We start from the raw sequence: 25,496 nt of genomic DNA, 5'->3' as shown, positions 1-25,496 counted from the left end.
TGAAATCATTCCTAAAGCTGTACGCTGATCATCGAATAGGAATGTGCCGGCATGCTGACGGTCAGCCGACTGCCCGACAGCTGCGCTCCCTTTCCGGCTTCGGGTTTGACGTTCTCCGGGTTCTTTTCTGTATTGGTCGCTTCGAGGTCGTCATTCTTGATCAGCGTGTGGGCGACGGACTTTGCTTCGCCGAAGCCCTCGATCGAGATGCTGATATCCATGGGCTCCTTGCCGTTCCGGTTGACGGCAAAGAAGGTCAGCGTTCCGGCGTCGCTGTCGTGAACACCGGCGATGTCGAGATAGTCGACGCCTGCCGCTATGTCGGCGTCATATGCGGGGCAATCGACATCCAGTTGGAGAGCGGTTCCTCGGCCGTAGCGCGATGCTAACTGGAACGGGTAGTAGATCGTCTGCTTCCAGGCAGAGCCTCCCGGCGCAGTCATGATCGGCGCGATGACGTTCACGAGCTGCGCGATGCAGGCGATGCGCACAACGTCGGAGCGGCGGATGAACGTGTTGAGTATGCAGCCGACCTGCAGAACGTCTTCGAAATTGTAGATGTCTTCCAGAAGCGCGGGCGCGTGCGGCCATCCCCACTCTTTCATGCGTTTGGCGTCGTTTTTGCGCTCGTGATACCAGACGTTCCACTCATCGAATGAGATTCTGACGGTGTTCTTCGCCCGCCGCTTCGCTTTGACATAGTCGATGATGCCGCCGACTGTGCCGATATAGCGATCGAGCTTCATCGGCAGCGCCAGATATTCGGCGGTGTTCTTTTCGTAGTTCTCGAAATACATGTGCAGCGAGATGTAGTCGACCTGCTCATATGTGCTCTCCAGCACCGTGGCCTCCCACTGCGGGTAGGTCGCCATATCCGAATGCGACGAGCCGCACACGACGAGGTCCAGCCTGTCGTCGAACGCGCGGAGTGCCTTGGCGGTTTCGTTGGCCAGATGGCCGTATTCCGCCGCGCTCTTGTGTCCAACCTGCCAGGGGCCGTCCATTTCATTGCCCAGGCACCACAGCTTCACGTCCCATGGTTCGGCGCGGCCGTTCTTCTTGCGCAGGTCCGACCAATAACTGCCGCCCGGATGATTGACGTATTCGACGAAGTTGCGCGCGGCATCCAGCCCGCGCGAGCCGAGATTGACGGCGAGCATCATTTCGGTGTTCGCGGATTTCGCCCATTCCGCGAATTCGTGGATGCCGACATGATTTGATTCCGATGTATGCCAGGCGAGATCCAGTCGCGTCGGACGCTCGTCCTTCGGCCCGATGCCGTCTTCCCAATTGTAAGCTGAAACGAAATTGCCGCCGGGATAGCGGCAGATCGGCGTATCGAGCTCGCGCACGAGGTCGATGACGTCGCGGCGCATTCCGTTTTCGTCGGCGCTCGGATGGTCGGGCTCGTAAATGCCGGTGTAAACAGCACGCCCGAGATGCTCAAGGAACGATCCGTAGAGACGATTGTCAATGTCGGCGATCACATAGCGCGAATGCGCCGTGACGTGTGCTTCCACGCCGTTCCTCCCGCATTTATAACGTCATTTCCGGTTTGTACCAGAATTGACGTTATTGTAAGCGTCAGTAAAGGCTGTCCGTCAAGGCGATTTTTTGAGAAGCGGCTGGTCAGGTGGCTATGCGCAGCACGATATCCTGATCGTAATTGCCGAATCCGCGGCCGAATATGTTCATTCCGCCGGGATGTTCGGCGTCTTCTTTCACGCCGATGCGCATCCGGATAGAGCGGTGCTGTTCGATCAGCAGATCATCGAGCGTCACGTCGGATATCTGGACGCCGTCGATGAAACTGCCTTTGCCGTTTATTCGCCAGTTCTTCAGCTTGCCGTATTGGGATCCCGCAAGCTTCCACCAGTCTGGCGTATAGACGCCGCGCTTGTCGCCGAAATCCCCGGGCGACGTCCATGTCCCGACATCGATTCCGTTTACCTGCAGGAAGATGTCCGACGGCCAGTCGGCGGCCGTGCCGGGGACCTCGGAGCTCAGCTCCATCGAGAATTCCAGCGCCGTCGGTTTCGTGCGATTGAGCTTCGTATTGTTAGGAAACTGGTACTCGACATAGCCCCTGGTAAACCAGAGAAGGCCGGTTTTCATTCGATCGGGATCGAGGAAGGTATCGGGAACATCGAGCAGGCCGATGACCCCGTCCACCGAGCAGAGCCCGCATGGGCCGGTCACCTCGCAGCTCGTGTAAAGACCGAGCGGCATGGATACTTCGATCGTTCCGTCGCCGGCCTCCGGCAGGTCGTCACGGAACCCCACAAGGATTTCGGTGAAGGCCGTCCTGCAGACTTTCTGACTTCCCTTTCGAGCCTTGCGGCTTGCCGTCGTAATGAGGCCGGCGTCTTCCAACACCTGCAGATTGGATGAAACCGTCGACTGGGGCAGGCTGAGCTGTTCGGCGATCTGATTAACGTTTTTCTCCTCGCCGTTTCGCAGCAGTTTGAGGATGGATACGCGTATCTCGCTCGCCAGACCCCGGATGAGATCAGGGCGTTCCGAGGGGTCTACGACAAGTACTCTGCCACTCATGCGGTCTGATCCGTCGAAGGGGATGATCGCCGCTACATATCAGCATATATGATATAAATAAAGGTTCTGTTGGTAGGCACCGGAGCAGGCTTTAGGAGTATCCCTGACGACCGAGATGAAAGCGCTTTGCTGCTGTCCCTGACATACGCGGCCCCGCTCGGCACGAAGCCGCGCACGTCAAATTTCAGTGGTGCTCTGCCAATTCCAGAGCATCATGCCCGAGCAAGTTCTGGATCGCACGAAGATTGCCAGTAGCCTTGTAGATCATTGCCGCCTTCGTGCGACGTAGTGAGTGCGTGCCGTAGTCTTCGCGGCGCAGCCCAATCGCAGAGACCCACTCATCGACCACCAGTCTTGCGTACTGGCGGGTGCTAATATGATCGGCGTGATCGACACGGCTGGGAAAGGCGACGTCATCGATCGTGCCACCTCTTCGTTCAAGCCACGCAAGCAAACTTGCCCTGACATCGGCTGTGATCTCGAACTGGACGGGGCGCCCAGTTTTCTGCTGGACGACCATGCCGCGTTTCCGCACTTCTTGGCCTATTACAAGAGTGCCAATCTTTACGCCGACCTTCCGGCCGGCATTCCATGCTGGGCGTCCCAACGCAGCAGGATCGTATTGTGCAATGCCCATTTGAGTTCTCCTTCGGCCACCATTGGCCGTCGGAACAATGCCCGAACGCGAAGAGTAGTGAGGGGGCCGTGGCGGACTGCCCGCTAGGCAGTGCTCAGCTATATCCGGACATTTTGACGAAGTAGCCTTATGTCCGCTTGCGGGCAACATAGCCGACGGGCCGTGAGCGGACTGTCTACTTCTCTGCCTCGTGACAGTGTTAGCTGCCGTCCAGTTTGACGCAGGTATCGACGCGAGCGCGGTCTGACCTGCCGCTGGACTTCATCCTGCCCCGACCAGAGCCTCGACCGTTTTGCGTTGATCCGTTGGGACCTTGAATCCACTTTACTCGAATGCATTCATTTCGGCGAGGACTTCGTTCGCGGCCTTGAACGCGTCGAGACCGGCCGGGATGCCGCAATAGACGGTGGCATGCAGCAGCACCTCGCGGATCTCCTCGACGGAAACACCGTTGTTGACGGCGCCGCGCACGTGCAGCTTGATCTCGGCTGCGCGGTTCAGCGCCGTCAACATGGCAAGATTCAGCATGCTGCGGGTCTTCAGGTCGAGCGTGTCGCGGCCCCAGGAATAGCCCCAGCACCATTCCGTGGTGATTCTCTGGAAAGCCATCATGAATTCATTGGCGGACGCCATCGACTTGTCGACATATTCCGACCCAAGCACCTGGCGGCGAAGGGAAAGCCCCTCCTCGAACAGCGCGGCGATGGTCTTGTCCTTGGCGGTCATGGTTGATGTTCCTTGTTCATTGACATACAATCACACAATTCGTAGTGGGCCATGGCCGTCCTGCGCCCCATTCTCGCGAACACAATGTCAGCGGAGCGCCGCCGTGCGGCTGCGACCGGAGGAGGAACATGCCCGTGACCAGCCAAACCCCCGATCTGTCGATGCGCGTCCAGACGCTGCCGGGATTGCGCGAGCAGGTGGCGGAGCGTCTCAGGCTGGCGATCGCAACGGGAAAGTTCGCTCCGGGCGCGCGGCTCATCGAACGCGAACTCTGCGAGATGATGGGTGTGTCGCGGACCTCTCTGCGCGAGGCGCTGCGCGAACTGCAGGCCGACGGCCTGATATCTCTGCAGCCCAACAAGGGACTGAGCGTCAGTGTCGTGACGCCCGAGACGGCGCGCTCGATCTACCAGGTGCGTGCCACGCTGGAGGGTCTCGCAGCGCGCCTGTTTGCCCGCAACGCGAGCGACAGCCAGATGGCGCAGCTGAGGAAAAGCATCGATCGGCTCGCGGAGGTTTACGACAACTTTTCGGCCGAGCGCTTCATCGCTGCCAAGACGCATTTCTACGACATCCTGTTCGAAGGCGCCGGCAACGAGATCGCGGCCGAGATGCTCAGGCGCATCCACACGCGCGTGTCGCAATTGCGTGTTGTGTCGCTGTCGAGTGCTGAACGGGCACAGAAGTCGATCCGCGAACTGCGCGACTTCATGGACGCGCTGGAAGCGCGCGACGAGGACCGCGCCTGGCAGGTCTGCACAGCCCATGTCGAGGCCGCGGCGGCCGCGGCACTGAAATCCATAGGATCGACCAGTGGCTGAGGAACGCGGCTGAGCCGCGGTTTCACGGGTTGGCATCGGTCACATCGACTTGACGGAGATGCCGCCATCGACGTGCAGGACCTCGCCAGAGACGAAGCTGGCGTCGGGGCCTATGAGGAAGGCGATGGCTGCGGCGATTTCATCTTCCGCGCCCAGCCGGCCGAGCGGGGTCTGCGCACGGCGCTTGGCATAGCCGGCCTCGTCGACGATGCTGCGTGCCCCTGGCGTCGGCACTGCGCCCGGCGTAACCGCATTGACACGCACGCCTTGCGGTCCGAGTTCCACCGCCTGTTGTCTCGTCAGCGCCGCGATCGCGCCCTTCACGGCGGTGTAGGACGACGTGTTGGCGGTGCCGAGGTCTGCGACCGGCGAGGCAATGTTGACGATCGAAGCCGGCACATCGGCATCGCGATATGCAAGCAGTGCCTGCCCGCCCCAGAACGGACCCTTGACGCCCACCGCGAGCATCCGGTCGAGAACCTCCTCCGTAACGCCGGAAAACGGCCCGTACCGGATCCAGATGGCGTCGTTGACCACCGCGGTCGGCGCACCGAACTTCGCCTTCAGCTCCGCAGTCGCCGCAAACAGGCTGGCGCGGTCCGCAACGTCGGCGGCGAGCGCGAGCGCCTTGCCGCCGGAGCCGATGATATCGCCGGCCGTGGCTTCGGCGAGGCCCGCATCGATGTCGAGCAAACCGACGGCGGCACCGCGCGCGCAGAGAAGCCGCGCGGTGGCCGCCCCGATGCCGCGCCCGGCGCCGGTCACGAGCACCACCTGGCCGGCGAGCTGCTGTGTCATTTGGTTGTCTCCCCGTTCCTCATTCAGTCCGGCGACGGCACGCCGCCATACATGCCCCACAGCTGTGTCGCGAGAACGCCGGCATCGACCGGAAGCTCGATGCCGGTGATCGCGGCCGCGTCGTCTGAAAGCAGATAGGCGATGGCGCTGGCCACCTGGGCGGGCTGCACCAGCCGGCCGAGCGCCGTCTGACGCGTCATGGTTTCGGGATCGCGCTCGCCGCGGGCATAGCTCGCCTCGACGGCCGGCGTCCGCGTGGGGCCTGGGCACACACAGTTGACGCGCACGCCCTTGCGCCCCCAGGCGACGGCAAAGTTGCGCGACATGTTCAGGATTGCCGCCTTGGTCGGACCGTATCCCTGCAGCGGGCTCGAATTGAAGGCGGTGATGGAGCCTACCGTAACGATCGCGCCGGCGCCCTGTTCGATCATTCCCTTGCCAAAGGCCACCATCGTGCGGAACGTGCCGGTGAGGTTCACACGGACGATGTCGTCCCACTCGCCAAAGTCCTGGTCTTCGGGCGCGTGGGGATTTTCCAGATGGGCCGCCACCGCAGCGAGCCCCGAGACCCGTCCCATCCGATGTTCGACCGCGGCCGCCGCGGCCTCGATGCTCGCAGCGTCGCCGATGTCGATTTCGAACGCTGTCGCGTCGTGCTTCTCCGCCACCTTACGTGCAAGGTCCATGTTGCGGTCGAGCACCGCGACCTTCCAGCCCTCGGTCCTGAGCCGGGCGACGCAGGCTTCACCGATGCCGCCTGCGCCGCCCGTTATCGCGGCTACACGTGCCCGGGAGGGCGCATTCATGCTCACAGTACCTCGTAGAGCGCTTCTATGATGCGGCGCGCGCGCGGGCCGTTGTCGCCGCGGGCATGCATCTTGTTGCAGGAATAGGAGAAGCCGATCCTAGCGTCGGGATCGCCCATTCCGATCGAGCCGCCGAAGCCATGATGACCGAAGGCGCGCTGATTGGGACCCATCCAGACCGAAACCGGCGTGTTGAGCAGCACGCCCATCGCCTGATGATATGGACGATCCTGCATCTTTTCCGTCTGGTTGTGCTGCTCGACCAGCATGGCTTCGACCGTTTCGGGCCGCATCAGGCGCACGCCGTCGAGTTCCCCGCCGCGTGCGTAGGCTGCATAGATGCGCGAAACCGCACGCGCGTTGCCGTGGCCGGAGGCGCTGGTGATCTCGGCCCTGCGCCATGCCGTCGAGTTCAACGTCACCGGCAGCGGCTCGTCGGGAAACTGCGTGAAGCCTTTGGCGACCAGCGCATCAGGATCCGTGTCGCGTGTGGCGAGCAGGGTGCCCTCGACGGTTGGTACCAGAGTGGCGCAGCGCGCGAGGTCGGCGTCGGAGAGATTGCCGTATTGATAGTCGACGCCGAGCGGGCCAAGCACCTCGTCGGCAATGAACTGCGGGAACCGTTTGCCGGTGACGCGGCGGACGATCTCACCCAGCAGGTTGCCCTGGGTGTGTATGTGATAGGCCGCAACTGTCCCCGGCTTCCACAGCGGCGCCTGCTTTTCCAACGCTGCGACGATGGCGTCGTTGTCGAAGACGGCTCCCTTCCACAAGGGATCGCGCACGATGGGCAAACCGGCGGTGTGATCGAGGATATGGCGTACGAGGACTTCTTCCTTGCCGTTCTCGGCGAATTCCGGCCAATAGGTCGCGACAGTTGCCTCGGGATTCACGAGCCCCCGGTCGATCAGGATATTGAACGCCATGCCTGCAATGCCCTTGGCGACCGACATCATGCAGACGACGGTGTCCTTCTCCCAGGGCAAAGAATAATCGGGATCGCGGTACCCGCCCCAGACATCAACCACCTTCCGGCCGTCGACGTAAACGGCCGCGGCCGAACCGATCTCCTCCTCGGCCGTGTAGTTTTCCACGAATGCATCCGCGACGCGCCGGAATGCGGGATCGCACTCGCCCGTCAGCCGGAATTCACGACCGCGGGCCGCGACGGTGGTGTCGAATTGCATGAGACCTCCCAGGAAAGCTGAACCGGAGGTATCAGATTGTATGACAGTACGTCAACCCTACAGTCTTCACTCATCGACAGTCGGGGCTTCATGCAGGCAGACGATGTCAGGTTCGTCCTGCGAGAGGCTGGGCCACCGACGCGTCACCGCCGGATCGTGACCGGGGATGAGAAGATCATCCCGCCCATCCGCGAGTTCTTCGCAGCGCAGAAAGCCTTCGAGCATGTCGCCGACATGGAAGACCAACGGGAACGGAGCGCGCCGTGTGCGGTTCTCTGCGAAATGGAAGGCGTCGGAGGCGAGCACAAGCGGCCCGCGCGCGGTCGCGACACGCACTGCCTGCAGCCCGCCTGTATGGCCACCGACCCGGTGCAGCGATATTCCGGGAAAGAGTTCGCGGTCGCCGTCGTGGAATTTCACACGCCCGGTATGCACCAGGCCCACAGCCTCCATGACATCACGCGCGTCGAACGGCGCGCGCAAACAGGCGTGGCACATGGGGCGACCGGTCGCATAGCGCATCTCCTCATCCTGGAGATGGAATGTCGCTGCCGGAAAATCATGAAGTCCGCCGGCGTGATCGTAGTGCAGGTGCGTCAGGATAACGTCCCTTACGCTCGCAGCATCGACACCCAGCCTGGCCAGTAGATCTATGGGCCGATGCAGCAGACGGCGCTTGCGGGCGGCGGCAGCCTCGGCGTCAAAACCTGTGTCGACGACGACCGTCCGCTCGGGACTGCGGATCACCCAGATGAAATAGTCGAGCGGCATCGGTCCGTCATGCAGATCCAGGCCGGGCAGGAAATTCTCGCGGCGGGGCCGGTCGGGCTCTGTGACGGCATAGCGAAGCGCATAGACTTCGTGGTGCGGCAACATGGGCATTGTCCCTCCTAGATTCGAGCTTGAATCATCATACCGTCATGTTGTATGACAAACTGGCATTCAGGCAAAGCGACCTCTCCGGTCGCGTTGCCGACCGCCATTCGGACCACGCTCATTGGGAGGAACTCATGCGTATCGCACGCCTCGTGGCATCATTGATCTCCGTACTCGGACTGACGCAGGCCGCTGCCTATGCCGAGAACTACCCGGAAATGAACCTTCGGTATTCGTCCAACATTCCCGAGGTGGTCAACACCTCCAGGATCGACACCTACTTCTCATCCGAGATCGAGAAACGCAGCGGCGGTGCGATCAAGATCCAGCACTTCTGGGCAAACACACTCGGCGGCGAGGCCGAAATCGTCGATCTGGTGGGCTCAGGTGCCATCGATCTCGGCCTGATCGTGATGGGCAACCAGGCAGCGCGCATGCCGTTTGCGGCGGTCACGAACGCGCTGCCCTTCACCTTCACCGACGGCCCGACCCTCAACCGCCTGACCGCCGACATATTCGCCAACAATCCGACCGTTAAGGCCGAGCTCGATGCGGCGAACCTTCATCCTCTGCTGTTCCGCTACCTGCCGGACTATCGCGTCTACTGCAACGACCCGATCAAGACGATGGACGACTTCAAGAGCCGAAAGATCCGCTCCTACGGCGCCTTCGTGCCGGTGATGTTCGAATCGCTGGGCGCCGTGCCGGTCAACATCCCGCCGGTCGACATGATCCAGGCGATGCAGTCGGGAGCGATGGACTGCACCTACATGTTCAATTCCGCCGTGAAGGCGTTCAAGATCGACCAGGTCGCGAAATACGGCACCGACATTTCCTTCGGCGTCATCAGCGCACATACGCTGTTTGTATCCAAGGAGAAGTGGGAATCCTGGCCCGCAAACGTGCGCGCGCTGTTCGAGGAAGTTGCTGCGGACGCCGAGCAATACGGTAACGAACTGATCGCCGCCGACGAAGCCAAAGCCGTCGAAGCGCTCCAGGAATCCAAGATGGAGATCGTGCCGTTCGAAGAGATGGACAAGCTCAAGGCTGCCGTTCCGGACATGTTGGACGTGTGGGTCAAAAAGATGGATGAAGCCGGCAAGGGTGAAGAGGCGAAGGAACTCGCCGACCATATCCGCGCGCAACGCTGACGCCATTCCGATCGCGCTGGGCCGCGGGTTGGTTCGCCAGCCCGCGGCCTTCAGTAGGAACTCCGATGTCTCTTTTCCACCGGCTTGATATTGCGCTGAGACGGATTTCGCATCTCGGCTTCATCGCTGCCTCCGCCCTGCTGCTGTTTGTGGGCGTCATCGGTGCTGCGGACGTGGTTGCGACCAACGTGTTGCTCCGGCCGATCCCGGGCATGGTAGAGCTGTCCGGCGCGCTGCTCGCAGTTATCGTCTTCCTCGGGCTGGCCGAAGCTCAGGCACGCGGCGCCAACATCGTCATCGACATCGCTACGCAACACATGACCGGCTGGACCAGGCGGCTGTCGGCCATCTTCTCGCTCGCAATCGGCATGGTGCTGATGGGCTTTATCGCCTGGCAGGCAACCAAGCTCGCCGCAACGTCATGGCGCTTCAACGAGACCGCCCTCGGCGCGCTGGGCTTTCCGCTCGCGCCCTTCAAGAGCGTCGCCTGCTTCGGCGCCTGGCTCGCTACAGCCGAATTCGCCCGCCAGCTCCTGCACCGCATTGCCGGAATCGATGGTGAGGAGGAACGCGCCGATGATTGATCCGTTGATGATCGGCCTTCTCGGCATTGGAGCGATGCTCGTCCTGTCGGTTCTGGGCGTCCCGGTCGGGCTCGCCATGGCTGCAGTAGCCACGGTCGGCCTTTGGGTGACCGGCGGCCCTGCCTTCGCGCTCAACGTTCTCACGAACCTGCCCTTTGCGACAGCGTCGGACTACAGTTTCGTCGTCATTCCGATGTTCGTGCTTATGGGCGCCATCGCATCTGCTTCCGGAATCACCCAGGAACTATTCGGCTTCAGCAATCTGGTTCTGCGATCAACCCGCGGCGCTCTCTATCAGGCGACTATCCTGGCTTCAGCGGGTTTTGCGGCCATATCAGGATCGACGCTCGTAAACGCTGCGCTGTTTACGCGTATTGCCCTCACCGAAATGCTGCGGCTTGGCTACAACCGCGCCTTTTCGGCCGGATGCATCGCTGCGGCCGGAACGATCGCGGCGCTTATTCCTCCGTCTATCAGTTTCGTCATTTACGGGCTGCTGACCGGAGAATCGGTTGCCGAACTGCTGATCGCTGGCATCGTTCCAGGTTTGATGACTGCGGGTGCCTACATGGTTGGCACGGCGTTCCTGGTGCGCGTCAAGAAGGACCTTGCGCCGCCACCGGAACCGCGCGCCACGCTCGGCGAGATCGGAGCCAGCGCCATCGGGCTGTGGGCGACTTTCCTGCTCGCGGCCCTCGTGATCGGCGGCATCTATCTCGGATTTACGACTCCTTCGGGCGCGGGCGCGCTGGGCGCGATGGGCGCTTTGCTGATTGCCTTGACACGACGCAAGATCAGTCGGGCCGACTTGGCCGACTGCCTGCGGTCGGCCGCCGGCGTCACCGCCGCACTGTTCATGGTGATCATAGGCGGTCTGATGTTCACGCGGTTCTTCCTGGTCGCAGGAACTGTAACCTCGGCAACAGACCTGTTGATGTCATTCGAGCTCTCCCCGATCCTGTTCATGCTTCTTCTTGTCGCGGTGTTCGTGGTGCTGGGAATGTTCATGGACCCGCTTGCCATGCAGGTGATGACGCTGCCCTTCGTCTATCCCATGGTCACCGCGCTTGGGTACGACGGCATCTGGTTCGGCGTCATCATGGTCAAGCTGGTCGAGCTAGCGGTGCTTTCGCCGCCTGTCGGAATGAATCTTTTTGCCGTCATAGGCGCCTCCGAGGGTAAGGTAAAACTGCCCGACATCTACCGGGGCATTCTGCCCTTCATCGTGATCGAAGCTATCGTACTCGCACTGCTGATCGGCTTCCCCGAGCTTTCGCTCTGGCTGCCCCGGCAGATGTTCGCGAACTGACGGCAACCAGACAGGACTTGAATTAATGAACGACATGCCCCGGATCGGCTTCATCGGGCTCGGCGCGATGGGGCAACCGATGGCCACCCTTGTCGCCAAGGCGGGTCATCCGCTTGTGATCTTCGATGTCAACGCAAAGCTGACGCGTGAGATTGCCGATGCGACCGGCGCTCGCGCGGCTGCAACGCCAGCCGACGTCGCTGCGGACTGCGACATCCTCGTGACCATGCTGCCGAGCAGCGCGGTGGTCGACGTGGTGCTGAACGGCGAAGCCGGTGCGCTCGACGCGCTGGGGGCGGGAAGCCTCATCGTAGAGATGTCGAGCGGCGTGCCCGAATCCACCAAATCCATGGCACAGGCGGCAGCAGCGCGCGGCGTGAGCCTGATCGACGCGCCGGTCTCAGGTGGCGTATCGCGTGCGCGAACAGGCGAACTCGCGATCATGGCCGGTGGCGAGGCGGCCGCGATCGACAGGGCAGAGCCGGTCCTGCGCATCATGGGCAACTCGGTCGTACGGACTGGTGCGGTTGGTTCCGCCCACGCGATGAAAGCACTCAACAACCTCGTCAGCGCCGGAGGGTTCCTGATCGGTATCGAGGCGCTGCTGATCGGCGCGCGCTTCGGCCTCGACCCGGAAGTGATGGTCGATGTGCTCAACGCCTCGACCGGCATGAACAACTCCACCCAGAAGAAGTTCAAGCAGTTCGTCCTGTCGCGCAAGTTCGATGCCGGCTTCGGGCTCGACCTGATGGTCAAGGACCTCGGCATCGCGCTCGGTGTCGCGCGAACCACCGACACGACGGCGCCCTTCGCCGGCCTGTGCCGTGACATCTGGGCGGCTGGCCAGAAATATCTCGGGCCCGGGCAGGACCACACCGCGATCGCCTGTTTCAGCGAAATGGTCGGTGGTGCTGAGTTGAGGCTGAGCGCCGCCAACCAGAACGGCAAGCCGGCGTGATCGGAAGATCGCTTGAGGACAAGACCGTCGCCGTCTTCGGCGGTTCCTCGGGCATAGGCTTCGCCGTCGCCGGGCAGGCGCTCGCCGCTGGCGCCAGGGTCACGATCCTGTCGCGCGATCCGGCGCGGCTGGCTGCCGCGTCGTCGCGGCTCGACCGCGCTGACACCTTTGCGCTTGACGTAAGAGATGCAGCCGCGGTGGCGGCGTTCTTCGCAGCAAGACCGGCATTCGACCATGTCGTCGTAAGCGCGGCCCAACTCTCGGTAGGGCCTCTTCGCCAGCGCCGGCTCGAGGACGAGCGCGCGGCAGTGGACAGCAAGTTCTGGGGCGCGGTCCACGTGGCGCATGCGGCAAGCATCACTGCCGGCGGCAGCCTCACCCTGGTGTCTGGAATGCTGGGCGTCCGGCCCTCCGGCAAGGCGACTGTACTGAGCGCCGTCAATGCCGCGCTCGACACGCTTGCCTGCGCGCTCGCGAGCGAGCTCGCACCGGTGCGCGTAAATTGCGTTGCGCCCGGCCGCATAGACACCGAATGGTGGGACTACCTTCCTTCAGGTCAGCGTGACGCACTTCTGGAGCGTACCGCCGAAGCCCTGCCTGTCGGACGGGTCGGGCAGCCGCAGGAGATAGCTGCCACGATCGTCCACTGCATGTTGAACGGTTTCCTGACCGGAAGCGTCTTATCGGTGGACGGTGGCGGCAGCATCGCCTGAACAATCTGCTGGCTGCACTCCCGGGACGCTGAGCATCCGCGCGTTTGGCAACCTCCAAGCCCTACACCAATGTGAGCGCGCGACGTCGGCGTTTCAAGAATGTCGGCAGCCGCCCGGCCGTGCCGCACGTGCCCCTTCAATTCCTATGCCTCGCGCAAGCGACACCCAATCGAGTACAGGTTCATCGATCTCCAGCATCTGGCGTGCAGAGCCCCGGTTGCCCGGTTACCCGCTGCAGATGTGCCTTTCCCAGGCCCCCATCATCTCTCGCCTGACCTCCAGTAGGTCCGTCCGATGATTGGCCGCTTCCGTAGCGTTCCTTATCGTGTGGGCAAGGGCGCGCTCGGCAAGATCGCGGGGCGCAATCCGCGCTTTCGGCTGGACCAACTGGTGCCGCTCGACGGGGATCGCATCGTCGCAAGCGGCGCTCATCTGTGCCCGACGCCGGCCTCCCCGACAAATGCAAGTCAAATTGACAAATGCCAATTCCAGCCGCAAACTTTGCGCCCAGTGAATAACGTCTGGACAATCGGTTCTCGCCGTGTGGCTACTGGCCTAGCGCCGCGCCGGCGCCAAAAATGAGATGAAACGTCCGGAAACGCCGCGGCGGTTCCGGCAAGTTGACAGGGGAAGCAGATGAGTGGGTTGTGGAAGTCGATAGTTGCGGCGGGAGCGATGAGCCTTGCCGCCTCCGTAACATTCGCGCAGGAAAACATGTTCATCTACGTGTCGCCGGACCCGATCGGCGTGAACGCGTTTCTGCAGATGGGCAAGACCGGCATCGAGGCCGCGGGCGAACAGTACGGGGCCGAGGTCAAGACCTTCGAATCCAAGACCGCCGCCGAACGCATCGAAAACGTGAATGCCGCGGTGAACGAAGGCGCGAGCATCGTCGTCATGCTCGGCTTCGAGTTCAACGACATTGTCAAGGAAGTTGCCGCCACCGCGCCGGACGTTGAATTCCTGATCGTCGATCAGTGCATCGAGGATCGCCCGGCCAACGTGCACTGCGCCGTCTTCCGCGAATACGAGGCGAGCTACCTGATGGGCGTCGCGGCCGGCATGCTGACCGAGACCAACAAGGTCGGCGTCGTCGGCGCGCTCGATATTCCCTTCCTGCATCGCTACACGGATGGCTACGCACAGGGCGTCAAGTCGGTGAACGCCGACGCCGAGGTCGATATCCGCTGGGTCGGCGGCGAAAACCCATTTGCCGATCCGGTCCGCGCCAAGGAGCAGGCGCTGGCCATGCACGCGGCTGGCGCCGATTACATCTATACCGCCACCGCGGGCGGTGACTTCGGTGTCTTCGAGGCCGCCAAGGAGCAGGGCTTCAAGGTCTTCTCCGTCGACATCAACCATTGCCCGGCTGTGCCCGGCATCATCATCGACCAGAGCCTCAAGCAGGTCGACAATGCGATGGTGCAGGCCATCGGCGCCATTCTCGAAGGCCAGGACAGCGTCTTCATGGCCCTCGGCCTTGCCGAAAACGGCGTCGGCGCGATCGCGCTCGACGAAGGCGGCATCGCCGGCAGCGAGTGCCTGATCGCGGATCACCCGGAGGTCGCCGCCAAGATGCGCGAAGTAGCGGGCCAGATTGCCGACGGCTCCTTGAAACTCGAAGACCCGATGTTCGCCAACTGAGGCGGCCACGCCTGAAGCAGCGGGCCGGCACCCAGCCGGCCCGCGTCTCCTACGAGAAAAGCCAGCAATGCACGCCGCGCTCACCGGCATTACGGTTAGGTTCGGGCCGCTTGTCGCGGTCGATGACGTGTCGATCGGGATCGATGCCGGCGAGATTCACGCTGTTGTCGGCGAAAATGGCGCCGGCAAATCGACGCTGATGAACGTGCTGTTCGGCCTGATCAGGCCCGATGCCGGCACGATCGAGGTCGATGGCGAACTTCACTCCTGGTCCTCCGCGCAGGACGCCATCCGTGCCGGTCTCGGCATGGTTCACCAGCACTTCATGCTGCAGGAAGAGATGACCGTGCTGGAGAACATCGTGCTCTGCGGCGAGCCGGCGAACCGCTTCGGCTTCGTCGACTTCAAGGGTGCACGGCAAAGGCTCGCCGATGGTTTTGAAGAACACGGCATCACCATCGACCTCGACGCGACGGTTGGCCAGTTGTCCGTCGGCCAGCGGCAGGTGGTCGAAATCCTGAAGATGCTCTACCGCGACGCCCGGCTGCTCATTCTCGACGAGCCGACAGCGGTGCTGACGCCGCAGGAAAAGGATCGCCTGTTTGGCATCCTGCGCAGCTTCGCCAGATCCGGCCGCTCGATCGTCATCATCACCCACAAGCTCGATGAGGTCATGGAGATCGCCGACCGCGTCAGCGTCATGCGCGGCGGCAAGCTGATTTCGTCGGGACCACTCGCAGAAACGTCAAAGGACCGCATCGCGCGCGAGATCATCGGCGGCGACCTGCCGCCGCCATTGAAGCCGATGGCGCGCGAGCCGGGCGACGTGGTCCTGTCGGTCACCGACCTGCGGGTTGAAGCGCATAGCGCCCGCGTCGGCCCCCTCTCCTTCAACGTTCGCGCCGGCGAGATCGTCGGCATCGCCGGGGTCAGCGGCAACGGCCAGGCGGAACTGATCCAGGCGCTCGCCGGGTTGCGGTCGATCGTGACCGGCGAGATATCGCTGTCCGGGCAGCGCATCGACAGGTTCGATGTCGCGGCGCGCCGCCGTGCCGGCCAGAGCTACATTCCCGAAGACCGCCAGCGCGTCGGGCTCGCGCTCGGCGCCACGGTCGCGGAAAACGCCAATGCCGGCCGCGACGACGTGGCCGGTTTCGTGCGCGGACCGTTCCTGGACCGTCAGGCGATGGCGCGATATGCCCGCGCGATCATCGACCGCTACGCCATCAAGGTCGGGTCCGCCTCCGCGCTCGCCTCAACCATGTCGGGCGGCAACAAGCAGAAGCTTGTGGTCGGGCGCGAACTGACCCGCGAGACGCCGCTGGTCATCGCCGAGAACCCTACCTGGGGTGTCGACATCGGCGCCATAGAGCTCATTCATGCCGAACTCCTGCGCATGCGCGATGCCGGCCACGCGGTGCTGCTGGTGTCGACCGAACTCGACGAGGTGCTGCGCCTGTCCGACCGTATCCTTGTCATGTATTCCGGCACGCTTTCCGACGAGATTCCTGCCGCCGAGGCCGACCGAAACCGCATCGGCGCCCTGATGACATCGCAGTCTGACACTGCGCTGAGGCAGATCGCATGACGGCGCGCGCCGAACGCCTGATGAGCGGCGACCTGTTGCCATGGATCTATACGCTCGCATGGATCCTGGCGATCCTGTTTGGCCTGATGCTGCTGGTCGGCGCGCCTTTCGGCGAGGCGCTTTCAGGCTTCCTTACCGGCGCTTTCGGGGGCCGCCGCATGGCTTATCTGATGGCGACGCTGTCGCGCGCCACGCTGATCGTCGGCATGGCGCTGTCGGTCATGATCTCGTTCCGCGCCGGGCTGTTCAATATCGGCGGCGAAGGCCAACTCGTCGCCGGTGGGTTCGTGTCCGCTCTGGTTGCAATCCTGCTGCCAGGGCCGCCGTTATTAGTGCTGGCCGCCGCGATCCTCGCCGGCATGGCGGCCGGTGCGCTGTGGGCGCTGCTGGCGGGCATGCTCTACATCTATGTCGGCGTGCCGCTCCTGGTCGGCTCGCTTCTGCTCAACTTCCCGATCCGCTACATCGCTTCCTACCTCGTCGCACACCCCTTCCGCGACGTGCAGTCGGGCATGCTGCAATCGCATCTCGTGCCCGATGGAACGTGGCTGGCCTACTTCCCCGGCGTGCGGCTCGACGTCGGCATCCTGTTCATCGTCGCGACCAGCATTTTCGCGATCGCCTACAGCCATACGACGCTGCACGGCTACCGCGCCCGCCTGAACGGGCTCTCGCCAGACTTCGCTCGTGCGGTGGGCTTGCCGGTGACGCGGCTGACGCTGCAGACGCTGGCCATGAGCGGTGCGATCGCAGGGCTGGTCGGCGCCATCGCGGTGTTCGGCATCCACCATCGCTATGTCGACGGCATGCTCGTCCAGCCGCTCTACGCCTGGACCGGCATCATCGCGGTGTTGCTCGTCGGCATGATCCCGGTACTGGTGCCCTTCTCGGGCTTCTTCTTCGCCGCCATCCAGACCGGGGCCGCCGGCATGGAGCGATCGGCGGGAGTACCAAAGGAGATCGCGCTCGTGATGCAGGCGGTGATCATCCTTTTCGTCGCAAGCCGCGTTTCCGGGGCGATTCTGTCGTCGCAGAACCGGGCGAAGGGAGGCGACGATGGGTCTTGAGCTCCTTTTCGACGCGTCCTTTCTTGCCTCCGTGCCGCGCTTCGTCACGGCGATCCTGCTTGCCGCCCTCGGTGGCGCCATCTGCGAGCGCGCCGGCGTGTTCAACATCGGCCTGGAAGGCATGATGCTGACCGGCGCCTTTTTCGCCGTGGTCGGCGCTTATTTCTCGGGTTCGGCCCTTGTTGGCGCCTTCACGGCACTGGTGGCCGGCATGCTGATGGGCGCCATCTTCGCCGAATTCAACCTTCGCCGCGGCGGCGACTCGATCGTCGTCTCGATCGCCATCAACCTGCTGGCCGCCGGCATATCAACGTTCCTGCTTGGCGCGATCTTCGGCGTCGCCGGCGCTTTCAACGATCCGGGGATCGCCGGCCTGGAAGCGGTACGTATCCCATTCGTCGAAGATATACCGGTCATCGGCCATGTGATCAGCGGCCAGTCGCCGCTGTTCTACCTGGCGCTACTGCTCGTGTATGCGCTGCACATCTTCTTCGCGCGCCATCGCCTCGGCTTGCGCATCCGTGCCGCTGGCGAGAACCCTGCCGCGCTGCGTGCCGGCGGCGTCAATCCGCTCTGGGTGCAATGCTGGGCGCTGCTGATGTGCGGCGGACTGTGCGGTCTCGCCGGCGCGCAGCTGTCCATCTCCAACGTCAATCTCTTCGTCGAGAACATGAGCGCCGGTCGCGGCTGGATCGCTGTCGTCGCGGTCCTGCTCACGCGCGGGCGACCCTGGCCGCTGTTCTTCATCGCGCTGCTGTTCGGCATGGTCGACAGCCTGTCGTTCCGTGTTCAGGGACTGGGACTGGCGCAACAGTTCACCGACATGATGCCCTACCTCGCCACGCTCATCGTGCTTACCGCGCTGTCGTGGTGGCGCATGCGCCGGCAGGCCTAGAGGAACCGTTCAATGACCGATCTCGTCATCAACAACGCTGTCGTCGTCACCTCCGATGCCAAGGGCTCGGTCATCGACAAGGGCGGCGTGGCTGTCGAAAACGGCCGCATCAGGCAGATCGGTCCGGCTGACGAGATCGCGCCCGTCGCCGCGCATGCCGCCAAGGTGGTGGACGGCAGCGGCCACATCCTGATGCCGGGCATCGTCAACACGCACTGCCACGCTGCCGACAGCCTGTTTCGCGGACTGGTCGAGAACCTGCCGCTGGAGCCCTGGCTGCAGACGGTGTGGCAGGCCGAGGGCGCGATCCTCAATCCCGATACGTCCCGGCTGGGCAGCGTGCTCGGTTTCGCCGAGCTTCTGTTGTCGGGCGTCACCAGCGTCATGGACATGTTCTGGTACCCGTTCGAGACGGTGGCGGCCGCAAGGCAGGTCGGCCTTCGCGTCTCAACGGGCGGCATCTTCTTCGATCCCGCCGGCGTGACGGCGCTGTCGATCGACGAGCGCGTCGCCGAGGCCCGGCGTTTCTTCGACGAATTCGCACAGGCGGAGGATGTGTTCGCGGCTTCGATGCCGCATGGTGCCTACACCGTCAGCCCGGAGAACCTGAAGGCGGCATGGGCCGTCTCGCATGAATGCGGCGGCCTCTTCTGTACGCACTGCGCCGAGACACGCGCCGAACAGCTCGATATTCAGACGCGCTATGGCCGCAGCGTCGTGCGCCACCTCGACCAACTCGGCTGCCTCGACGAACGTACCGTGCTCGCCCACTGCGTCCACCTCGACGAAGAGGAACTGGACATTGTCGCGCGCACCGGGGCGCATGTTGCCCACAACCCGATGTCGAACATGAAGCTGGCGTCAGGCTTCGCGCGCGTGCCGGAGATGCTCGACCGCGGCATCAACGTCTCGCTCGGCACCGACGGGCCCCTTTCCGGCAACGACCTCGACATGTGGATGACGCTGCGCCTCGCCGCGACGATGCACAAGGGCTTCACCGGGCGCGCCGACTTGATCTCGACCCGGCAGGCGTTCGACATGCTTACCATCAACGGCGCGAAGGCGCTGGGCGCGGAGGACCGCATCGGCAGCCTGGAGGTCGGCAAGCTCGCCGACATGGTGCTGGTCGACGTGAAGCGACCGCACGCCGTGCCGATGTTCGACCCGATGACGCACCTCGTCTATTCGACCAACAAGTCGGACGTGCGCCACGTCTTCCTCGGCGGCGAACAGGTGGTGCGCAACGGCGAACTCACTCGCATGTCGCTCGACGACACGCTGGCGACAGTCGAGGACATGGTGCCCAAGATCGCAGCCACAATCGCATAACGAAGGACCTCATGTCAGACAGCCAGTCGGAGCGGCTTGCCCGCGCTTACGCCTCGATCGAAAACCGTGTCGGCGCGCCATGCGAGATCGCGCTGGTGCTCGGCTCGGGCCTCGGCCATCTTGCCGACGCGGTCGAGAATCCGACCGTCATCCCTTATGGCGAGATCGACGGATTTCCGGTTTCGAGCGCTCCCGGCCACAAGGGGCAGTTCGTCATCGGCTCGCTGTTCGGCCGGCGCACAATCGTCATGCAGGGCCGCCTGCACCTCTACGAGGGCTGGCAGCCGCGTCAGATAGCGCTCGCTGTCTACCTGCTCAAGCGGCTCGGCGCGGGAACCTTTGTCGTGACCAACGCCGCGGGCGGTCTCAACGCCGATTTCGATGCAGGCGACGTGATGCTGATCGAGGATCATCTCAACTTCACCAGCACCAGCCCGCTGATCGGGCCGAACGACGACGAGATCGGCCTGCGCTTCCCGGATCAGTCTAAACTCTACGATCCCGAACTGAGGCAACTGGCAATCGATTCCGCCGCGCGCACAGGGACGCCGCTTCGGCGCGGTATCTACTGCGGTCTCAACGGCCCGGAACTGGAGACCTCGGCCGAGCGACGCTTCTTCCGTTCCGCCGGCGGCGACGCAGTGGGGATGTCGACGGTAATGGAGGTAATTGCCGCAAACCATGCCGGCATGCGCGTACTCGGCCTGTCCGCCATCGCCAACGCCGCCACCGGCGGTCCCGACCAGCAGCCGGACACGATCGAATCCGTCGCCGAGATGGCGGCGGTCTGCGGCGAGAAGATCGTCGGCATTCTCGAGGACCTGTTCCCGCGCCTCCCCGCGGCGAGCGCATGAGGACGAATGATGAGTGACCCAATACCCGCGGTATCGAAGCTTCTCGACCTCTCGGGACGCACCGCGATCGTTACCGGCGCGAGCGGCGGCATCGGCTCCGGTATCGCGAAGCGCTTCGGCGAAGCCGGCGCCCATGTGATCTGCCACTACCACTCCAACGAAGACGCGGCTGAAACGGTGGCGGCCGGGATCAGGTCCGCGGGCGGGAAAGCCACGGCCAGTCAGGCCGATGTCGCTTCGGCAAGAGACATCGCTGCCCTCATCGAGAACGCCGGCAATGCCGACATCCTGGTCAACAATGCCGGCATCCAGCCGGTGAAGTCGTTCATCGACCTTTCGGAGTCGGACTGGGGAGACATGATGGAGGCGAACTTGGCCGGGCCGTTTCTGCTCGTCCGCGCCTTCGCCGATGCCTTGCGCAAGAGCGGCAAGGGCGGCTCGGTGGTGAACATCGCTTCGATCGAGGCGCACAACCCCGCACCGGGCCACGGCCACTACGCCACCTCCAAGGCGGCGCTGCTGATGTTCACCAAGGCGGCGGCAATGGAACTTGGCGCATACGGCATTCGCGTCAACTCGATCTCGCCGGGGCTCATTCACCGCGACGGCATCGAGGACGGTTGGCCCGAAGGCGTCGAGCGCTGGAAAAAGGCAGCCGCCCTCGGCCGTCTCGGCCGTCCGGAGGACATCGCGGATGCTGCTCTCTTCCTCGCCTCCGACGCGGCGCGCTGGATCACCGGCACCGACATTATCGTCGATGGCGGCGTGATGGCGCGGCCGACCTGGTAGATGCGCAGAGGTTCGAAATGAGTGACTTGCAGGACAAGGTCTATGTGATCACCGGCGGCGCGGGCGGCATTGCGCGCGGCATCGCCGAAGCCATACTCGAGCGGGGCGGGCGGGTAGCGCTGTTCGATCTCGACCAGGCAAAGGTCTCGGCCGCCGCAGCTGCCCTCGAAGTGCGCGACCGGGCCATGAGCGCGGTCGCAAACGTGACCGACCTCGACAGCCTGAAGGCGGCTTTTGGCGACGTCGAAAGACGCATGGGCCGCCTCGACGGTCTGGTGAACAATGCCGGCATCGTGCGCCTCGGCCCCGCCGACGAGACGACCCCGGACGGGCTCGATCTCGAACTGGCCGTGAACGTAAAGGGCGTGCTGCTTGCTTCGCAGGTCGCGGCGACGCATTTCGGCGACGGCGGCGGGTCGATCGTCAACATCGCCTCAAATGCCGGTAAGGTCGGCTACCGCAACATGGCCGGTTACAATGCCTCCAAGGCCGCCGTCATCAATCTCACCCGCTCGCTGTCGCTGGAGTGGGCGGAGAAGAGGATCAACGTGAACGCGGTATGCCCCGGCGGCGTCGCCACCGACATGCTGAAAAGCGTAGCCGACTTCCTCGCGCCGCGGCTCGGCCAGGACAAGGGCGCGTTGTTCGACACCATGTATCCGGCGCAGCTCGGCCGGCACATCCAGCCGATCGAGGTCGGCCGCGTCGTCGCCTTCCTGCTCTCGGATGCGGCCACGATCATCCGCGGCCAGTCAATCAATATCGATGGCGGCGACACCCCCTACTAGCTGTGGAGCGTCATCAGGTTGTTCATCCGCTCCGGGAAGCTGAGCTTGCCCAGAGGTTCAGTGATGGGATCGGATGAACATTCAAAAGAGGCCAGTCTGACGCCGCGTGCTCGTTGGCGAAATGCAAGGCAGGTCGTGCGAGGCGTTTCTTCCTAAGAGCGGCTGTTCAGCCACTCCTGCTGCTCGTTTTCGGCGCGTTCGAGTGCGCTGTAGTTGAGGAGCTTTCTCAGCACCGCCACCGCGACAGCGCGCGTGCGCAGGTTGAATCGGCCGTCGTCATGGTCTGAGTTCGACGTCTGGTAGACGCCAAGCTTGTCATAAAGCTGCTGCAGCCGGTTCTGCACGCTGCGCAGCGAAAGGTTGCGTCGACTGGCGATCGCCCTGTCGGTGAGCCCCAGCGCCACGTCGACCAGAATCTCGTATTCGCTATCGGTGAAGCCATTCGCCTGGCCCATGCTCTTTTGCTGCAGCCCGCGCACCTCGCGATCGATCACACACTGGCTCTCGATGAAGATCGAGCGCAGCGCCAATCTCAGGCGCTCGTCGGATGCAGACTTCAGAACGTAGCCGTAAGCGGCACCGTCGGGCACGATGCGCGAGACACCACGCACATAGGCCTCGTCGGAATAGTTGGACCAGAACAGGATGCGCGTCTCAGGCCGCTCCTTCCAGATGGTACGCGCCGCTTCGATGCCGTTGCGCGCGGCCATCTGCAGGTCCATCACGATGTGGGCGGAGACATGATCACGGGCAAGCTTCTCCCCCGCGGTGCCGTTGTCAGCCTCGATGACCGCCTTGCATTCAGGCAGGGCGGCGCGCACGGCATCGTTGAGATAGGAGCGGTGCAGCGGGTCGTCCTCGACGATCAACACCTTCATCGTGCGCCCTCCTCCCGCGGAGCGGCGGCATCGGGCCTCGCGGCGAACGGCAGAGCGAGCTTGACGGCGGTACCTCCGCCGCCTCGGTCGGGCCCGATCGCGAAGCGGGCCGAAATGAGCCGTGCGCGCGTTCTCATATTGTCGATGCCGCCGCCGACTCGGCCGCGCCGCTTTGCGATTCCCGCACCGTCGTCGACGATCTCCATGGAAAGCTGCTCCTCGCTGCACAGCAGGCGAACCACGATATGGCTGGGCCGCGCGTGGCGCACGGCGTTGTTGATCGCTTCCTGGGCGATGCGGAAAAGGGCCACTGCAACCGTAGGCTCAAGCTCGTCGCAGGCGCCGTCCGTCTCGTCGGCGAGTTCCCAGGCGATCGTCGTGCCGCTGTCGCGGACGGAGCGCTCCAGATGGTTCTCAACCGCCTGGGCAAGGCCGAAGAGTTGAAGAACGGAGGGTTTGGCCTCCTCGATGATGTTGCGCAGGTCCTGCATGCAGTGCTGCAGGCTTCGCGACAGCGGTTCCAGTGCTTCTGTCGTGATATCGCCGGTGCGCGACAATTGCTCCAACCGGCGGGCGAGGCGAGTGAGGTCGGCGAGGGTCTGATCGTGCAGGTCCATGCCGATGCGCTGGCGTTCCTGCTCCAGCGCTTCGGTGAGTTTCAAGGCGCCCTGGCGCAGGCCTTCCTCGCGGGCCCGCGCCTCGGCCTCCACGATGGCCGAACGCTGCGCCTGCTCGGCGGCACGCAGCGCGAAGAAATAGGGCGACAGCAGATCCGCAATTACCCTCGCGTGCCCGACATCCTCCATCGTGTAGATGCGTCGCCTGGTCGAGGAACAGGAGAAGGCGCCGATGATCTCTCCGCGCACCTTCATCGGTGCATGCACCCGGCTTCGCAGCGACTGCTCCACAATCGGCCTCTTGAAAGCCCCCTCGAAGTGGAAGCGCGGGTCCTCGCAGGCGTCGTCGGTCAGGAGATAGTCGACCTCGCCCCAGAGCAACGAGCGGATCGGGCTGTTGGCGACCGGAGCGGCCTTGAGTTCACTCCAGGCGGTGTTCATGCCGGTTTCGTAAGCGGTATGGTATTTGCCGTCGACCATCAGGATGCACACATCGAGATGGTCGTGGGGCAGGATGTGGCCCACCTCTGCCGCCACCGCGCGGATGGCGGAGCGGAAATCAAGCTGGCCCGCCAGAAGGCGGGCAATGCCGAGATAGTGATCGACCAGCGCCGGCGGCGCCGTATCAAGCATGCCCAGTCTCCTCCCGAGGGTGCCGGTACCCGCACCCGCTTCAGTTAAGCGCGCAAGGAGGCATGCCCGTCTTGCATGAACCCGCATCATCTGCGGTAGAACCCGCAAACGGCTTGCCTCAATGTTCCTATACACCATCCCGGTTCCAATTCATCCTGCGGGTACTGAGGGAGGAAACTCAGCAACAGAAAACAGGTCCGCTCTGCCGCCGGCAGGCGCAGAGACCAATCCCGCCGCCGAGGCGGGCAGAAGAGGGAGAGAGGCATGAAACTTCACGCGTTTCTTATGGCATCGGCCGCGGTCCTTTCGGTCGCCGCTTTCAGCCCGGCGATGGCCGATACCTCGGGCAAGAAGATTGCCCTGTCGAACAACTATGCCGGCAATTCCTGGCGTCAGGCCATGCTGACCAGCTGGGGCAAGGTGACCGGCGAGGCCGTCAAGAACGGCGTCGTCGCGGCCGCCGACGCCTTCACCACTGCGGAAAATCAGGCGACCGAGCAGGCGGCCCAGATCCAGAACATGATCCTGCAGGGATACGACGCCATCGTGCTCAACGCGGCTTCGCCGACCGCGCTCAACGGCGCGGTGAAGGAGGCATGCGATGCCGGCATTACCGTCGTGTCGTTCGACGGCGTCGTGACCGAACCGTGCGCCTGGCGGATCGCCGTCGACTTCAAGGAGATGGGACGTAGCCAGGTTGAATATCTGTCAGGCCGGTTGCCCGACGGCGGCAATCTGCTGGAAATCCGCGGCCTGGCCGGCGTTTTCGTCGATGACGAAATCTCCGCCGGCATCCATGCCGGCGTCGAGCAATATTCGGGCTTCGAGGTCGTCGGCTCCGTGCACGGCGACTGGGCGCAGGACGTGGCGCAGAAGGCCGTCGCCGGCATCCTGCCGAGCCTGCCCGAGGTCAAGGCAGTGGTCACCCAGGGCGGCGACGGCTACGGCGCCGCGCAGGCGTTTGCAGCCACCGATCGGCCGATGCCGATCATCATCATGGGCAACCGGCACGACGAGTTGACCTGGTGGAAAGAGCAGAAGGACGCCAACGGTTACGAGACCATGTCGGTCTCCATTGCCCCCGGCGTGTCCACGCTCGCCTTCTGGGTCGCCCAGCAGATCCTGGACGGCAAGGACGTTCCCAAGGACCTCGTGGTCCCGTTCCTGCGCATCGATCAGGACAACCTTGAAGAGGGGCTTGCCAATACGGAAGTCGGCGGCGTGGCCAATGTGGAGTACTCGCAAGAGGATGCTGCCGAGGTCGTAAAGTCGGCGATGTAACGCTTGGGCGTTAA

Annotated in this window: 25 protein-coding genes; 15 read left to right on the top strand and 10 right to left on the bottom strand. The window is 63.5% G+C overall.

The window, feature by feature from the left end; all coding sequences use genetic code 11:
• Positions 1-11: 11 nt before the first annotated feature.
• From arfA to FQ775_RS21025, 4 genes are all read right to left on the bottom strand, one after another.
• A complete protein-coding gene (gene arfA, locus FQ775_RS21040) occupies positions 12-1,520 on the bottom strand; it encodes an arabinosylfuranosidase ArfA (protein WP_146300931.1) in 1,509 nt (502 codons plus the stop codon).
• A gap of 109 nt (positions 1,521-1,629) precedes the next feature.
• Positions 1,630-2,553 (bottom strand): ArsR/SmtB family transcription factor, encoded by a 924-nt coding sequence (locus FQ775_RS21035; RefSeq protein ID WP_146300930.1) that lies wholly within the window; start codon positions 2,551-2,553, stop codon positions 1,630-1,632.
• Positions 2,554-2,737: 184 nt separating this feature from the next.
• On the bottom strand, positions 2,738-3,190 hold the full coding sequence (locus FQ775_RS21030) for a tyrosine-type recombinase/integrase (protein WP_146300929.1): 453 nt from the start codon (positions 3,188-3,190) through the stop codon (positions 2,738-2,740).
• Positions 3,191-3,514: 324 nt separating this feature from the next.
• Positions 3,515-3,916: a carboxymuconolactone decarboxylase family protein gene (locus FQ775_RS21025; protein WP_146300928.1), complete on the bottom strand. Its 402-nt coding sequence runs from the start codon at positions 3,914-3,916 to the stop codon at positions 3,515-3,517.
• A 134-nt stretch (positions 3,917-4,050) separates the two neighbouring features.
• Between FQ775_RS21025 and FQ775_RS21020 the strand changes: the two genes are divergently transcribed.
• Entirely contained in the window at positions 4,051-4,737 is a 687-nt protein-coding gene (locus FQ775_RS21020; protein WP_167813088.1) for a GntR family transcriptional regulator, read from the top strand.
• Positions 4,738-4,776: 39 nt separating this feature from the next.
• Here the strand turns inward: FQ775_RS21020 and FQ775_RS21015 are convergent, their stop codons facing one another.
• From FQ775_RS21015 to FQ775_RS21000, 4 genes are all read right to left on the bottom strand, one after another.
• Positions 4,777-5,535 (bottom strand): SDR family NAD(P)-dependent oxidoreductase, encoded by a 759-nt coding sequence (locus FQ775_RS21015; RefSeq protein WP_146300926.1) that lies wholly within the window; start codon positions 5,533-5,535, stop codon positions 4,777-4,779.
• A 23-nt stretch (positions 5,536-5,558) separates the two neighbouring features.
• Positions 5,559-6,341 (bottom strand): SDR family NAD(P)-dependent oxidoreductase, encoded by a 783-nt coding sequence (locus FQ775_RS21010; protein WP_146300925.1) that lies wholly within the window; start codon positions 6,339-6,341, stop codon positions 5,559-5,561.
• A 2-nt stretch (positions 6,342-6,343) separates the two neighbouring features.
• Positions 6,344-7,528, bottom strand: coding sequence for a serine hydrolase domain-containing protein (locus FQ775_RS21005; RefSeq protein WP_146300924.1), 1,185 nt, complete (start codon positions 7,526-7,528; stop codon positions 6,344-6,346).
• A 66-nt stretch (positions 7,529-7,594) separates the two neighbouring features.
• Positions 7,595-8,404 carry an N-acyl homoserine lactonase family protein gene (locus FQ775_RS21000; RefSeq protein ID WP_206064910.1) on the bottom strand — a complete coding sequence of 270 codons (810 nt, stop codon included), beginning with the start codon at positions 8,402-8,404 and terminating at the stop codon, positions 7,595-7,597.
• A gap of 134 nt (positions 8,405-8,538) precedes the next feature.
• Here FQ775_RS21000 and dctP point away from each other — a divergent pair, with 134 nt between their 5' ends.
• The 13 genes from dctP to FQ775_RS20935 all read left to right on the top strand — a co-directional run bounded on the left by dctP (position 8,539) and on the right by FQ775_RS20935 (position 22,073).
• Positions 8,539-9,555, top strand: coding sequence for a TRAP transporter substrate-binding protein DctP (gene dctP, locus FQ775_RS20995; protein WP_167813087.1), 1,017 nt, complete (start codon positions 8,539-8,541; stop codon positions 9,553-9,555).
• A 65-nt stretch (positions 9,556-9,620) separates the two neighbouring features.
• Positions 9,621-10,139, top strand: a complete 519-nt coding sequence (locus tag FQ775_RS20990; RefSeq protein WP_146300921.1) for a TRAP transporter small permease subunit — start codon at positions 9,621-9,623, stop codon at positions 10,137-10,139.
• The gene (locus FQ775_RS20985; RefSeq protein ID WP_167813086.1) at positions 10,132-11,448 is read left to right on the top strand and encodes a TRAP transporter large permease; all 1,317 of its coding nucleotides are present in this window, start codon (positions 10,132-10,134) and stop codon (positions 11,446-11,448) included. The genes FQ775_RS20990 and FQ775_RS20985 overlap by 8 nt, the downstream gene beginning before the upstream one ends.
• A gap of 25 nt (positions 11,449-11,473) precedes the next feature.
• Positions 11,474-12,406 carry an NAD(P)-dependent oxidoreductase gene (locus tag FQ775_RS20980; protein WP_146300919.1) on the top strand — a complete coding sequence of 311 codons (933 nt, stop codon included), beginning with the start codon at positions 11,474-11,476 and terminating at the stop codon, positions 12,404-12,406.
• A complete protein-coding gene (locus FQ775_RS20975; protein WP_246730204.1) occupies positions 12,403-13,119 on the top strand; it encodes an SDR family oxidoreductase in 717 nt (238 codons plus the stop codon). The genes FQ775_RS20980 and FQ775_RS20975 overlap by 4 nt, the downstream gene beginning before the upstream one ends.
• A 636-nt stretch (positions 13,120-13,755) precedes the next feature.
• Positions 13,756-14,763, top strand: a complete 1,008-nt coding sequence (locus FQ775_RS20970; protein ID WP_146300918.1) for a BMP family ABC transporter substrate-binding protein — start codon at positions 13,756-13,758, stop codon at positions 14,761-14,763.
• Between the two features lie 67 nt (positions 14,764-14,830).
• Entirely contained in the window at positions 14,831-16,351 is a 1,521-nt protein-coding gene (locus FQ775_RS20965; RefSeq protein ID WP_146300917.1) for an ABC transporter ATP-binding protein, read from the top strand.
• The gene (locus tag FQ775_RS20960; protein WP_246730203.1) at positions 16,348-17,418 is read left to right on the top strand and encodes an ABC transporter permease; all 1,071 of its coding nucleotides are present in this window, start codon (positions 16,348-16,350) and stop codon (positions 17,416-17,418) included. The genes FQ775_RS20965 and FQ775_RS20960 overlap by 4 nt, the downstream gene beginning before the upstream one ends.
• Entirely contained in the window at positions 17,408-18,313 is a 906-nt protein-coding gene (locus FQ775_RS20955; protein WP_146300916.1) for an ABC transporter permease, read from the top strand. Before FQ775_RS20960 ends, FQ775_RS20955 begins: the two co-directional genes overlap by 11 nt.
• 12 nt (positions 18,314-18,325) lie before the next feature.
• Positions 18,326-19,642, top strand: coding sequence for an amidohydrolase family protein (locus tag FQ775_RS20950; RefSeq protein ID WP_146300915.1), 1,317 nt, complete (start codon positions 18,326-18,328; stop codon positions 19,640-19,642).
• 11 nt (positions 19,643-19,653) lie between these two features.
• Positions 19,654-20,496, top strand: a complete 843-nt coding sequence (locus FQ775_RS20945; RefSeq protein WP_146300914.1) for a purine-nucleoside phosphorylase — start codon at positions 19,654-19,656, stop codon at positions 20,494-20,496.
• A 9-nt stretch (positions 20,497-20,505) separates the two neighbouring features.
• On the top strand, positions 20,506-21,285 hold the full coding sequence (locus FQ775_RS20940; RefSeq protein ID WP_146300913.1) for an SDR family NAD(P)-dependent oxidoreductase: 780 nt from the start codon (positions 20,506-20,508) through the stop codon (positions 21,283-21,285).
• A 17-nt stretch (positions 21,286-21,302) separates the two neighbouring features.
• On the top strand, positions 21,303-22,073 hold the full coding sequence (locus FQ775_RS20935; RefSeq protein ID WP_146300912.1) for an SDR family NAD(P)-dependent oxidoreductase: 771 nt from the start codon (positions 21,303-21,305) through the stop codon (positions 22,071-22,073).
• 152 nt (positions 22,074-22,225) lie between these two features.
• Here the strand turns inward: FQ775_RS20935 and FQ775_RS20930 are convergent, their stop codons facing one another.
• A complete protein-coding gene (locus FQ775_RS20930) occupies positions 22,226-22,951 on the bottom strand; it encodes a response regulator transcription factor (RefSeq protein ID WP_146300911.1) in 726 nt (241 codons plus the stop codon).
• A complete protein-coding gene (locus FQ775_RS20925) occupies positions 22,948-24,201 on the bottom strand; it encodes a GAF domain-containing sensor histidine kinase (RefSeq protein ID WP_146300910.1) in 1,254 nt (417 codons plus the stop codon). Before FQ775_RS20925 ends, FQ775_RS20930 begins: the two co-directional genes overlap by 4 nt.
• Positions 24,202-24,465: 264 nt before the next feature.
• Between FQ775_RS20925 and FQ775_RS20920 the strand changes: the two genes are divergently transcribed.
• Entirely contained in the window at positions 24,466-25,482 is a 1,017-nt protein-coding gene (locus FQ775_RS20920; RefSeq protein WP_146300909.1) for an ABC transporter substrate-binding protein, read from the top strand.
• Positions 25,483-25,496 lie beyond the last annotated feature (14 nt).

Origin of the sequence: Nitratireductor mangrovi, assembly GCF_007922615.2 — a bacterium.
Taxonomy (GTDB): Bacteria; Pseudomonadota; Alphaproteobacteria; order Rhizobiales; family Rhizobiaceae; genus Mangrovimarina; species Mangrovimarina mangrovi.
This window is presented reverse-complemented; position numbering and strand designations above follow the sequence as displayed.